We start from the raw sequence: 12,809 nt of genomic DNA, 5'->3' as shown, positions 1-12,809 counted from the left end.
TCCCTCGCATGTTATAGTCCTCCCCGAAATGAAGAACTGTGTGTTTTTCGCAACAAGTGTCGCAAAATTATGCGTATGCAATATCCTTAAGCTTTTTTGTTTGCAAAGAAAAAGTTATTAGAATAAATTGAGTTCGAGTCTAGGTTATCTGATAACTTTTAGATCAATAAAAAGGGGTTATTATGAAATTCAAGCATTCCGTCCTTTTCTGCGCGGTAGCCGGCGTGTTGCTCGCGAGCCAAGGGGCGTCAGCTCAAACATTGGGCGAAGCAGTCGACCAAACTATCAAATCCAATCCTGATGTTTTGATTGATGCAAGCCGCCGACTCTCCACTGATGAGGCCGTGAATCAAGCCAAGGGTGGTTATCGTCCGAAAGTCGATTTGTCTGCCGGCGTCGGCGCTGAATGGAGTGAGAACACTTCTACGCGCCCTGGCAGCGATAACCTTTGGCGTCGCGAATCGGCATTGACTCTTTCTCAAATGATTTATGACGGCTTCGGTACCAAGAGCGAAGTCCAGCGTCATGAAGCGCGTGTGAAATCGGCCGCACACAGGGTTGCCGGTACTTCTGAAGAAGTCGGCCTGCGTGCGGTGGAAACGTATCTCGAAGTCGTACGTCGCCAGGAGCTGCGTAACCTGACCCAGGATAACCTGGCTGCTCACGAGCGCGTCTTCGAACAAATCAAGCTGCGCTCCGACAGCGGTGTCGGTCGCAAGGCGGACCTTGAACAGGCGCAAGCCCGTCTGGCATTGGCCCAGGCCAACATGGCTTCCGCCGAAGCCAATCTGCGCGAAGCCAACATCCAGTTCCAGCGCGTGGTTGGCGAAATGCCTCGCGACCTGGGCCGTCCGGGTCTGCCTGATGGCGTTCCGGCATCCGAAGATGATGCATTGGGTGTTGCCGTCAATAATCATCCGCTGCTGAATTCTGCCGCTGCCGATATCGAAGCCGCCAAGGCACAGACCCGCTCCGCAGAGTCGTTGCTGCGCCCGCGCGTCGATCTGGAACTCGGCACCAGCTGGAACAACAATCTGGATGGCGTACGTTACAAGAACAATGACGCTTACGCCATGCTGCGTTTCAAGTACAACCTGTATCACGGCGGTACCGACAAGGCCCGCGTCTCCGAGCGCCGTATCCAGGAAATGGAAGCGGCCGAAATCATGAACAAAACGCGTCGCCAGGTTGAAGAAAGCACCCGTCTTTCCTGGAACTCGCTGCTGACTTCGACGGATCGCCTGCCCAAGCTGAAGGCGCACGCCGACGCTACCGAACAGACGCGCGACGCTTACGCCAAGCAGTTCAGCATCGGCCAGCGTACGCTGCTCGACTTGCTGGATTCCGAAAACGAACTCTACACCGCACGCTCGAACTTCATCGACGGCCAATACGTCGAAATGTTCGCTCGCTATCGCTTGCTGGCCGACATGGGCAAGCTGGTTGAGTCGCTGGGTGTAGCTCCGCGTGAAGAATCCAGGGTGGTGATGGCAAACGGTGCTCCTGCTGCCAGCGCCGCACCGGCAACCGAAACAGCTCCCGTTGAGGCTGCACCGGCAGAACCCATGCCGGCTGTGGAGGAAAAAGCGCCTGCCCAGTAAGTGCAAACGTTGTCTGCATAAGAAATTGATGGCATGATCGAAAAGGGCAGGGGGCAACCTCCTGCCCTTTTTGTTGGGGAGGCTTCATTGTCGGTGTTCGATAACGCTACGGTATGTTCCGTGCGTCCGTGGCGAATTTGCCGCACGGTCGCGCTCACGGTACTGATCGCATTCGCGACGATCACATTTGGCGCAAGTTTCGAAGTCATCCTCACCGAACACCAGCTTTCCTCTGCCGAAACCAAATACGGTCTTCCCGCGCGCAAGCGTCTCTCGGCATGGTTGGACCTGATGGCCGACAACAAGCAGAAAAGCGAGCAGGAAAAGCTTGAACTGGTGAACAACTTCTTCAATCAGCTACTGTTCGTTTCCGATCTTGATCATTACGGGGTTGTCGATTACTGGGCGACGCCACTCGAAATGCTGGGGTCGGGCGGGGGTGATTGCGAAGACTATTCCATCAGCAAATATTTCACGCTGTTGGCGCTAGGTGTCCCTATTGACAAGCTCAAGATCACGTATGTCAAGGCAACAGGTTATGGGCTGCAAAACGCAGCGCATATGGTGCTGACTTATTACTCGACGCCAGCAGCGATGCCGTTGGTGCTCGATAATCTCAACCCCGAGATCAAATCGGCCGACAAGCGCCCGGATTTGACTCCGGTTTATAGCTTTAACGGTGATGGGCTGTGGCTCGCCAAGGCGCGCGGGGCCGGAAAGAGCGTGGCCGGCGGCAACAAGATCAGCCTCTGGCGCGACATGATGGCGCGCATGGGCAAAGAATTTTAAGGGAGAAATAAAATGACGTTACTCCGGCAGTTGGTGATCGTAATCGTTACGCTGTTCATACTGCTCTTTGTCGGCACACTGCTGCTCAGCATCAATAACACGCGTGACTACCTCAACGATCAGTTGCGCACGATTTCGCAGGATACCGCGACTTCGCTTGGCCTGACGCTTACGCCGCCGATGGCAGAGAATGATATGGCTGTGGTGGATCGCATGGTGAGTGCGGTGTCGGACAGCGGCTACTACCGCGAGGTGGTGGTCAGCGACGTCGAAGGCAAGCCCATCGTCTCCCGCAAGCAGGACGTCAAGCTGGGCAGCGTGCCGCAATGGTTTGTCGATGCGGTACCGCTGGATACTCCGCGCGGCGAGGCCCTCATCATGGCCGGTTGGCAACAGGCTGGCACAGTGCGCGTGGAGGCCAACCCTGGCTATGCCTACGTTGCTCTCTGGACAAATACCGCCGAATCTTTCTGGTGGTTCCTCGCTGCGTCCACGGTCACCGTGCTGCTGGGCGTAATCGCGCTGCATTTCATCCTGCGTCCTTTGCGCGATGTCGAGATGCAGGCGCGTGCGATCTGCGATCGCGAATATCCGGTGCAGAAAAAGATTCCCTGGACGCTGGAACTGCGCAGCGTGGTCGAAGCGATGAATCGCATGAGCACCCGAGTCAAGGAAATGTTCGACGAACAAACGGCCTCCATCGAGCGCCTGCGGTCGGAGAACTACCGCGATTCGCTGACCGGCCTTGCAAACCGCCGTTACTTTGAAATGAATCTGAAGCAGTTGATCGAAACCGGCAAGCATGGCGCGCTGCTGATGCTTGAGTTGAAAGACTTCAAGCAATACAACGAAAAGCGCGGTTACCAAGCGGGCGACGAACTGCTGAAGAACACTGCCGAATTTCTTGAGGCGATCTGCAAATCGCATTCGCACCTGGAATACTTTACCGTCCATCTTAACGGTGCCAATTTCGCTGTCGTGCTGACCAATGCCGGCGACACGGAAGCCATGGAACTGGGCCAGAATCTTGCCAAGGCCATGCTGCGCTTCAAGGAGCGCGGACTGGTGGATAACGAGGAAGTCGGTCACATCGGTATCGCGCTCTTTACTGGCCAGAGCTACGGCGAAGTCCTCTCGGCTGCTGACATGGCGCTACGCGCGGCCCAGCAGCAGGGCCCGAATGCGGTCAACCTGATTGACCCAGGCAAGACCGGCGGCGATACGCCGATACGCACCGCCACGCAGTGGGGCGATATCCTGCGCGAAGCGCTCGCCAGCAAGCGGATTTCGCTGCTGGTTCAGCCAGCGAAGGCCGCTGCCGACTCCGCTCGGGATACCATCCTGCATTACGAATCCCTGATGCGTCTCACCGACGATCAAGGGTCGGTCATTCCTGCCGTCGTCTACACTCCGGTTGCCAAACGCCTGCGCCTGGCAACGGATTTCGACCGCGCCATGATCGTCGAAGTGCTGGCGCGCCTTGCTGCAAAACGCTATGGCGATACGCCCGTGGCCGTGAATCTTTTCCCGGCCAGCCTGCAAAATGCCGAATTCGTCAGTTGGTTATGTGACCAATTGGCACAAGCGCCGGCTGCGGCTTCCAGGCTGCTGATCGAAGTTTCCGAATACGGGATGATCGAAAATGTCGATGCGCTGCGCGACTTCATTGCGCGCGTGGCGACATATGGCACTGGCGTCGGCCTGGATCACTTTGGTCGTGGCTTCTCGTCCTTTGGCTATCTCAGCACGCTCAAGCTGGATTACATCAAGATCGACGGCAGCTATGTGCGCGGCATTCTGGAGAACAAGGACAACCAGTTCTTTATCGAGTCCGTGATCAAGGTAGCCCACGGCTTGGAGATCAAGGTGTTTGCGGTTTCGGTGGAAACGCAGGAAGAGTTGAATCTGTTGAGCAGTCTGGGGCTGGATGGCGTGCAAGGGTATGGAGTGGGGAGGCCGGAGGCACGGTAATTCCGGCTTATCATCCAGGCAAGCGAAAAGCCGGCAATGCCGGCTTTTCTTTATTGATCGGGCGCCATCTTTCAGACGCGCCTGCTAAAAGGAAAGGCAAGGCTACTCAAGCATGGAGCAAATCAGGGTGCTCATATTGCGATGGCCTTTTTGATTCGATAGCGCTGACCTGGTTAGGCAACGTTGTGACGACATCAGGCCAACGGCGTGCCCAGCCATACTGTTCCGGGGGAGTAGTCGTCACAATGTAAAGCCGACATTCCAATTCCCGGCAGGCCATCATGCCTCGTATTCCCATCCCGGGCTCAAGCGGAAACCATTCTGCCTTTCCGCGATCATTCCGCACCATGAAACGATCTGCGGGAATCACGACCTCTTTGGGGCGCCATGGTCTCCAGGAGCTGGACTTCAAATCGCCTGGATGGACCCAGCCTCCATGAGGATAACAATCCCCTTCGCGGCGTTCTCCCCAGATGACCCAATTGACTTCCTCATCAGCATGGGTGATCGGCAAAAGGTCGCGGCCTTCGCCGAAGATAATCTTTTTGCCTTCAATTTCGATACCGTCGCACATAATGTATTACGAGCGCGTTGAACATAATGGTTAGGCGCTAGACATCTTGGCTGGTTCTTGCTCCTACAGAGAATCAGATATATCTGACAGCTGCGTTCCAAGTCAGGCAATTTAGTTGCATATTATTGCCTCCCAAGTGCCTCTTACCGCTCCCGCAACGCGTCGTACTTCGCCTTCAGCACCGGTTTCATCAGGTATTGCAACACCGTTTTCTTGCCGGTCTTGATATGCACGGTCGAGATCATGCCGGGGATGATCGGCAGCTTCTTGTGCGTACCGGTGAAAGTGCCGCTCCTGGTGCGAACTTGTACGAGGTAGTAGCTCTCGCTTTTGCCGTTCTTGTCCTCGGTGATGGTGTCTGCGCTAATGCTTTCTACGTTGGCTTCCATCCCGCCATAAATCGAGAAGTCATAGGCGGTCAGCTTGACCATTGCATCCTGGCCGGGGTGAATGAAACCGACATCCGAGGGGCGTACCTTGGTTTCGATAAGGAATGTATCCTCCATCGGCACCACTTCCATGATTTCCATACCGGGTTGCAGTACGCCGCCCAGCGTGTTGACCTTGATCTGCTTGACGATGCCGGTGACCGGAGAGCGGACGGAGGTTCGGGCCAGCCGGTCTTCAGCGGCGACGTTGCTGGCGCTGGTTCCGGCCAGTTCGGCGCTGGCGACGCTGGCTTCGGAGGCGGATTCGGAGCGGAACTTCGCCCATGCCGCGTCCACTTTGGTGCTGGCTTCGACGGCGGCTTGTTCCAGGCGCGGAACCGACAGGCGGGTTGAATCCATGTCGCCTTTGAGGTCGCTCAGCTGGCGTTCGAGGCGGAGGATTTCCACTTCGGACATGACGCCCTGTTGAGCCAGCGGGCGGCTGATCTTGAGTTCCTTGTCGATCAGACTGTAACTTTGATCCAGCTGCTTCAGCTTGGCCTGGGTTTCCTGGAGTTCCTGCCGGCGCTGGCTGGCTTGCTGCTTGAGCACGCTGATGGACGTTTCCATTTCACGCATGCGCGAAACATAGAGCTGGCGCTCGTCTTCGGCCACTTGCGGATTGGATTTGAGCAGTTCGGAAGGCAATTGCAATGGCCGCCCGGAGGCTTCGGCGTTCAGGCGAGCCACCTTGGCGAGCAATGCATCGCGCTTGGCCTTGGTCTCGCCCAGCGATGACGAGAAGCGCGTTTCATCCAGGCGTACGATGATGTCGCCCTTGCGCACCATGTCGCCGACCTTGACCGGAATGCTGGAGATGATGCCGCCTTCCATGTTCTGGATGACCTGCACCTGGCTGGAAGGGATAACCTTGCCTTCACCCACGGTGACTTCATCGATCTTGGCAAAAAAGGCCCAGACGAAGAAGATCGCGATGAAGGCGATGAAGCCATACAGGATGTAGGAGCCGAAGCGGGGCGTCTCCTGGAACAGGGCCGCGGTGCTGTCCTGCATCAGCTCGATATCGGTGCTCGAAACCCCACCCGCGGATGCCGATTTTTCAGACAGAACTTGCTCTTTTGCTATCGTTTTAATTTTTTGCAACATGCAGTTTGCCTCCAGAAAGCGCTTCCAGTACCTGTTCTTTCGGGCCATCCGCGATGATGCGGCCGCCATCGACGACGATCAGCCGGTTGACCAGCGTCAGCATGGAGGCGCGGTGCGTGACCAGCAACAGCGTCTTGCCGTCAATATGCTGGCCTAGCCTGGCCTTGAGGTTTTCTTCGGAGCGGTTGTCGAGAGAGTTGCTGGGCTCATCCAGCACAAGCATCACCGGGTCGAGCAACATTGCGCGCGCCACGGCAATCGATTGCCGCTGACCGCCCGAAAGGCCTTCGCCGCGCTCGCCCACCGGCATGTCGAAGCCGAGGGGGTGGCGGTTGACGAATTCGCTGACGCCGGCGATTTCAGCGGCGTTCAGCATCGCCCGATCATCCACGTACGGTGCGCCGAACACGATGTTGTTGCGCACCGTGCCATAGAACAGCATCGGGTCTTGCGGCACATAGGCGATATTGCGGCGCAGATCGGCGGGATCGATCTGCTGCAAGTCCACGCCGTCGATCCATACCGACCCTGCGGTCGGTTGGTAGAGGCCCATGATGAGCTTTTCGATGGTGGTCTTGCCGGAGCCGATGCGGCCGATAACGCCGACCCGCTCACCGGCGGCGATACGGAACGAAATGTTCTGCAGTGCGGCGACAGGTTGCTCGGGGTAATTGAAGGAAACATCCTTGAATTCGATGGTGCCCTTGAAGTTGGGACGATGCACGAAGCTCTTGCCCTGTTCTCGTTCCACCGGCAGGGCCATCATGCGATTGATGCCGTCCAGCGCGGCACGGGCGTGGTGATAGCGCGTGATCAGGCCGGCCACTTGCGATAGCGGCGCCAGCGCGCGACCGGTCAGCATGGTGCAGGCCACCAATGCGCCGACCGACAATTCGCGCTCTGAAATCAGGTAAACGCCAACGATGACGACGCCGACGCTTGCCATCTGTTGCAGGAAAGTGGCGGTATTGACGTTGGCGGCCGACAGCAGGCGTGCCTTGAGGCTGAGCTTGCCGAGGTGGCCGATCAGTTGCTCCCAGCGGCGTTGCATCGGGCCTTCGGCGCCGATAGCCTTAAGGGTTTCCAGCCCGGTCAGACTTTCGATCAGGGTCGATTGACGCTGCGAAGACGTGCGGAAGGTTTCGGCGATCACGGCCGCCAGCGGTTTTTGCAGCAGGAAGGACGACAGCAGGATCAGCGGCACCGCGACGATGGCCGGAATCGCCGCCATGCCGCCTATCCACCAGATCAGTACCAGGAACAGGATCAGAAAGGGCAGGTCGACCAGCGTGGTGATGGTGGCCGAGGTGATGAATTCGCGGAAGGATTCGAATTCCTGCAGACTACTGGCGAACGCGCCGACAGAGGGCGGACGCGCTTCCATGCGGATGCCCATCACCTTCTCGAAAATATTCGACGACAGGATGACATCGATCTTCTTGCCGGCGATATCGATGAAATAGCCGCGCAGGCCGCGCATGATGAAATCGAAGATATATACCACGCCGACGCCGATAGCCAGCACCCACAGGGTCTCGATGGTGTTGTTCGGTACGACGCGGTCGTATACGTTCATGATGAACAGCGGCATTACAAGGGCGAACAGGTTGATCAGCAAGGAAGCAACCAGCACCTCGCTGTAGATCGGCCACGACATTTTGACGGTACCCCAGAACCAGTGCTTGGGCTTGGGGATGAAGCTCGTTTCAGCGCGTTTGTCGAAGCGGAAGGCCGGCTTCACGAAAATGGCGAAACCGGTATAGCGTTCTTCGAGGTCTTTCAGCGCGATGCTGGCTTCGCCGGCACCGGCTTCCGGGAAAACGACCTTGGCTGTTCCGTCTTGCTTTTCAAGCAGGATGCAGGCCTGGCCGTCTTGCAGCAGCAGTACGGTCGGCAGGGTCAGGTTGCTGATGGTGTCCAGCTTGCGCTTGATGATCTGGGCGCTGATGTCCGCCCGGGCGGCAGCGCGTACGAATAATTCCGGGGTCAGTCGCGAGGAAACCAGCGGCAGTCCGGCCGTCAGGGATTGCAGGGAAAAGGGGCGGTGCTGCATGCGGGTGAGCAGCACCAGGCAGTTTGCCAGGGGATCGTCGGGAAGCAATGCTTCCTTGGGAATATCCCAAGCCTGTTGCGTAGTCGTGCCTGCGGTGGCGGTCATATCGATCCTCGTGAGCGCATGTGCAAATTCGTGGCCGATTCTAGCACGCTCTTTGCCCGTCAATGCTGGGTTTTAAGTATAAAAAACAAGCCGCTGTAAGAATTTCCCGAGCGTTGAAAAGTTCAGCGCCTGGATTCCAGTTCTTCCCATCTCAACATTACCTGTTCCAGTTCCATTTCGAGTCCTGCGAGACGCGTTTGCAACACTTTTGCGCGTTGCGGATCTGTGCGGTAGATATCGGGGTCGGCCAGCTCGGTATTGAGGGCATTCTGTTCCGTTTCCAGCGTTTCGATTTTATCGGGCAGGGCGGCCAGTTCGTGGGTTTCCTTGAAGCTGAGTTTGGTCTGCGCTGGCTTTGGGGGGGCTGCAGGCTTGGGCTGCGGCGCGGCCTTGGGCTTTTCGACCACTGCTTCGGCGGCGCGTTGTTCGGAAAAGCGGCGCCAGTCGTCGTAGCCGCCGCCGAATTCGGTCAGTTGTCCATTGCCCTCAAACGCGATCACCTGCGTCACGGTGTTTTCCAGGAAGGCGCGGTCGTGGCTGACCAGGAACAGTGTGCCGCCGAAATCCTGCAAGAGCTCTTCAAGCAGCTCCAGCGTGTCGATATCGAGGTCGTTGGTCGGTTCATCCAGCACCAGCACATTCGCCGGACGGGCGAACAGGCGGGCCAGTAGCAAGCGGTTACGTTCACCGCCGGAGAGCGACTTCACCGGCGCGCGGGCACGCTGCGGCGGGAAGAGGAAGTCTTCGAGATAACTGATGACGTGCTTGCGCTCGTTGCCGATCTCGACAAAATCGGAACCGGGGCTGATGGTGTCGGCCAGCGTTGCTTCTTCGTTGAGCTGCTCGCGCATCTGGTCGAAGTAGGCGATGTTGAGGTTGGTGCCGCGTTTGATCTCGCCGCTATCCGCTTCCAGTTCGCCCAGGATCAGTTTCAGCAGCGTGGATTTGCCCGCGCCGTTGGGGCCGAGCAGGCCGATGCGATCGCCGCGCAAAATGCGCGTGGAAAAATCGTGGATGATGACGCGGTCGCCGAAAGACTTATTGACGTGTGTCAGTTCCGCCACGAGCTTGCCGGAGCGTTCGCCGGCATCCAGCGCCAGCCTGACGTTGCCTTGCCGTTCGCGGCGCGCGGCGCGTTCCAGGCGCAGCCGCTCCAGACGGCGCACGCGGCCCTCGTTGCGGGTTCGGCGTGCCTTGATGCCCTGGCGGATCCACGTTTCTTCCTGCGCCAGCACCTTATCGAACTTGGCGGCGTGCGTGGCCTCGACTTCCAGCAGTTCGGCTTTCTTGATCTGGTAGGCGCTGAAATTGCCCTTGAATTCGGTGAGATGGCCGCGGTCGAGCTCGACGATGCGTGTCGCGAGGCGATCCAGGAAGCGGCGGTCGTGGGTGATGTACAGCAGCGCTCCTTTGAAATCCAGCAGCATGTCTTCGAGCCATTCGATGGCTTCGAGATCGAGGTGGTTGGTCGGCTCGTCCATCAACAGGATTTCCGGCGCGGCTACCAGCGCACGGGCCAGCGCGACGCGCTTGCGCCAACCGCCTGAAAGCGTGGACACCGGGGTGTCGGCCGGCAGGCTGAGGCGCGACAACACGGTCTCGACGCGTGCCTGCACCTGCCAGCCGTCCTGCGCTTCCAGTTCATGCTGAAGATGCTGCATGCGATCCAGCAGCGCGGTCGTGTCGGCGCCCGGTTCGCCCATCGCATGCGAGACCTCGTGGTAATCGATCAGTATCTGGCTGAGATTGCCCAATCCTTCGGAAACCGCTTCAAACACGGTATGTTCGGGATCCAGCGGCGGCTCTTGCGGCACATAGGCAAGACGGACGCCGGGCGCGCGCCAGACGGTGCCGTCGTCCAGTTTGGATTCACCCGCGATGACCTTGAGCAGGCTGGATTTTCCGGTGCCGTTGCGGCCGATCAGCCCGACGCGTTCGCCGGGATCGAGCAGAAAATCAGCGTGGTCGAGCAGGGGAGTAAGGCCGTAAGCCAGGCTGGCGTTTTCAAGGGTGATATAAGGCATGGCGGCATTTTACCGCGTTGCGTCACCGTGCGTGCGCCCGGAGTAGTGGGGATGTCGGGAAATTTGGAAGAACGTTCAGCGAGCGGGTTTGCTGAACCTGGCCAGGGTCTGTTTGCAAGGGGAGGGCTCTTCGCTGGTACTGCCGAGATCGACGAAAGGTAGGATGGCCGCCAGCGGATTGAGGAAGGCCAACGCAACCCCGCCGGCGACACGCGCAGCGATGGGCCCCTTTACCGGCGAGACGTCGGGATTGAGAAAAGTGCCTTTGACGCGAATCGGCGAGCGCAGCGTGAATGGCGACACGTTTCTGGGCTTGGCCGTCAGGCGTAAATCCAACTCCTCCTCCGGCAGGTTGATCTTGCCGTCTATCAACAGCAGCGTGACATTGGTATCGATCAGCGCAACCTGCGGCTTGACGGTGCCATTCCTGGTATCGAAATCCATCACGGCACATTGCATGATAAGAGGCTCGTCCTTGGTGAGCATGATGCCCAGGCTTTGGGCGAGATCGATGCCCAAGAGCTCTATCAGCAAATGCGAAATCGTCCCCTTGCGTATAAACATCGACACATCGCCGTCCAGCGTCGATAGCAGCTCACGCGTAGAGCTCCCATGGCCGCTGAGCTTGGTCCTGCCATGCAGTGAGCCGGTAATGTAAGCCGGGGGGACATCCTTGTCGCCCTTGTTTTTCGCCTGCCGTTTGCGATCTGCACTGACTTTCAGCCACTTTTCGAGATCGATGTTTTTCCACTGGAGATCGATACGCCATTCGGGAGGTACGGCAGATGGAGCCTCTTCAGCCTGGTGGGCGTCTATCGAGATCAACCCCGCCAGCGAGCCTTCGGCGACGTGCGCATCGATCTTGGCGAGTGCAAGCTTGCCCTTGTCCATGGAGAGATCGGCATTGAACGGGGTGATGGGCCGTGCGAAAAGGTTGCCGAGATCGACGTAATCCAGCCTGACCACGACGTTGGCATCCATCTTGTTCAGCGACGGGAGGTCGAGCGGCCGATCCGCGATGATCTTGCCCTTGGGAGGCTTGACTACTGATCCATCGTCACGACGCGTGCCGAAAGCGGGGAAAAGATCGGACAGATACAAGCGCTTGCCCCGGAGCTCGCCGTTGAGCGAAGGCGTGGGCTGGCTGGCGTCGTAGCGGAATTCTCCGGAAAGATCGCTCTGGCCGACACGTGCGGCAGCGATGTTTACATTCCAGACCTCGTCGGTTTTCTTCACGGTGCCGTTCAGGGCGAATTTATCCGTTACCGGCAGCACGCTATGGGTAAAGTTGCCCAGAATGCTGAGCGAGGGGCCGTGCGCGCTGAACTTGCCGTCGATTTTGCGCTGGCCCAGGAGGTCGGATACCGTGCCGTCGAAGTCCACACGCAAGCCGACATAATCGGCCCAACCCTTGGATTGGATAGGCGGTGCGGTTTTGTCCTTGGTGGCAACCGGCAGAAAACCATTCGTGGCGAGTACCGCCTCCAAGGGTTTTTGACCATAGGTGCCGACGGCGCGGATGCTGGATGCGGATTTGGTATTAGTGCTGCCTTCGTCGGTGTTGAAGTTGACTTTCAGGTCGGCTTCATTGATGGCATCGACGACTTCGGCATAGCCTTTGGTCGCAATCAGTTTTTCTATGTTAGGGAAGGGCCTCGGCGGACGATTCGGGTCGCGCTTGAAGCTCCATGTGGCCTGCCCGTCCTGGTGACGGGTCAAGCGCGCGTCGATTTGATCGACTTCAAGCGACTTGATGCGCAACAGATCGCTATGCTTGAGCTGATAGAGATCGGCGTAGCGCAACTCGATATCGGCTTTATTGGTGCTGACGAGGTGCGGTACGCCGAACTCCGGGGGAGCGGATATCCATAACCCGCCGACCTTGAGTCTGACGCTGCCGATCAATCGGAGCTGGAAGGGTTCGGAGATTCTGACGGTGCGCTGCAACTGCTCGCTGGCAAAACGTTCGAAAGGCACGCGCATAAAGGGCCAGCCCAGCGCTTCGAAAATGGCAATGGCGAGGATCGGGATAAGCAATAAGACGAGGAATATGCGAAGAAAATTCGATTTCCCTCGGCCGTTGGGCGCATTCGGTGGTTGCATTGTAGTTATGCGAGACACCTCGAAGTCGGCTCACTTAAATCAAGTGAGTGCCGA

Annotated in this window: 8 protein-coding genes; 3 read left to right on the top strand and 5 right to left on the bottom strand. The window is 58.0% G+C overall.

What is annotated here, in order from left to right; all coding sequences use genetic code 11:
• Window positions 1-182: 182 nt before the first annotated feature.
• From A7976_RS02355 to A7976_RS02345, 3 genes are all read left to right on the top strand, one after another.
• On the top strand, window positions 183-1,601 hold the full coding sequence (locus A7976_RS02355) for a TolC family outer membrane protein (protein ID WP_067106355.1): 1,419 nt from the start codon (window positions 183-185) through the stop codon (window positions 1,599-1,601).
• A gap of 93 nt (window positions 1,602-1,694) precedes the next feature.
• Window positions 1,695-2,390, top strand: coding sequence for a transglutaminase-like cysteine peptidase (locus A7976_RS02350; RefSeq protein ID WP_240483788.1), 696 nt, complete (start codon window positions 1,695-1,697; stop codon window positions 2,388-2,390).
• Between the two features lie 12 nt (window positions 2,391-2,402).
• On the top strand, window positions 2,403-4,361 hold the full coding sequence (locus tag A7976_RS02345) for an EAL domain-containing protein (RefSeq protein ID WP_067106351.1): 1,959 nt from the start codon (window positions 2,403-2,405) through the stop codon (window positions 4,359-4,361).
• Window positions 4,362-4,467: 106 nt separating this feature from the next.
• On the opposite strand, the gene A7976_RS15040 is transcribed toward A7976_RS02345, so the two are convergent.
• The 5 genes from A7976_RS15040 to A7976_RS02325 all read right to left on the bottom strand — a co-directional run bounded on the left by A7976_RS15040 (window position 4,468) and on the right by A7976_RS02325 (window position 12,755).
• The gene (locus tag A7976_RS15040) at window positions 4,468-4,935 is read right to left on the bottom strand and encodes a hypothetical protein (RefSeq protein WP_131800984.1); all 468 of its coding nucleotides are present in this window, start codon (window positions 4,933-4,935) and stop codon (window positions 4,468-4,470) included.
• Window positions 4,936-5,078: 143 nt separating this feature from the next.
• Window positions 5,079-6,470, bottom strand: coding sequence for an HlyD family type I secretion periplasmic adaptor subunit (locus A7976_RS02340; protein ID WP_205633425.1), 1,392 nt, complete (start codon window positions 6,468-6,470; stop codon window positions 5,079-5,081).
• Window positions 6,454-8,628 carry a type I secretion system permease/ATPase gene (locus A7976_RS02335; RefSeq protein ID WP_082877936.1) on the bottom strand — a complete coding sequence of 725 codons (2,175 nt, stop codon included), beginning with the start codon at window positions 8,626-8,628 and terminating at the stop codon, window positions 6,454-6,456. The genes A7976_RS02340 and A7976_RS02335 overlap by 17 nt, the downstream gene beginning before the upstream one ends.
• Window positions 8,629-8,750: 122 nt before the next feature.
• Entirely contained in the window at window positions 8,751-10,652 is a 1,902-nt protein-coding gene (locus A7976_RS02330; RefSeq protein WP_067106349.1) for an ATP-binding cassette domain-containing protein, read from the bottom strand.
• A gap of 75 nt (window positions 10,653-10,727) precedes the next feature.
• A complete protein-coding gene (locus A7976_RS02325) occupies window positions 10,728-12,755 on the bottom strand; it encodes an AsmA family protein (RefSeq protein WP_067106347.1) in 2,028 nt (675 codons plus the stop codon).
• Between the last annotated feature and the right edge of the window lie 54 nt (window positions 12,756-12,809).

The organism is Methylobacillus sp. MM3, assembly GCF_001645185.1.
In the GTDB taxonomy this organism is placed as follows: domain Bacteria; phylum Pseudomonadota; class Gammaproteobacteria; order Burkholderiales; family Methylophilaceae; genus MM2.
This window is presented reverse-complemented; position numbering and strand designations above follow the sequence as displayed.

Coding starts and splice junctions, on each gene's coding strand:
- A7976_RS02335 (WP_082877936.1), bottom strand. CDS start 8,628: ATGACCGCCACCGCAGGCACGACTACGCAACAGGCTTGGGATATTCCC.
- A7976_RS02355 (WP_067106355.1), top strand. CDS start 183: ATGAAATTCAAGCATTCCGTCCTTTTCTGCGCGGTAGCCGGCGTGTTG.
- A7976_RS02340 (WP_205633425.1), bottom strand. CDS start 6,470: ATGTTGCAAAAAATTAAAACGATAGCAAAAGAGCAAGTTCTGTCTGAA.
- A7976_RS02330 (WP_067106349.1), bottom strand. CDS start 10,652: ATGCCTTATATCACCCTTGAAAACGCCAGCCTGGCTTACGGCCTTACT.
- A7976_RS15040 (WP_131800984.1), bottom strand. CDS start 4,935: ATGTGCGACGGTATCGAAATTGAAGGCAAAAAGATTATCTTCGGCGAA.
- A7976_RS02345 (WP_067106351.1), top strand. CDS start 2,403: ATGACGTTACTCCGGCAGTTGGTGATCGTAATCGTTACGCTGTTCATA.
- A7976_RS02325 (WP_067106347.1), bottom strand. CDS start 12,755: ATGCAACCACCGAATGCGCCCAACGGCCGAGGGAAATCGAATTTTCTT.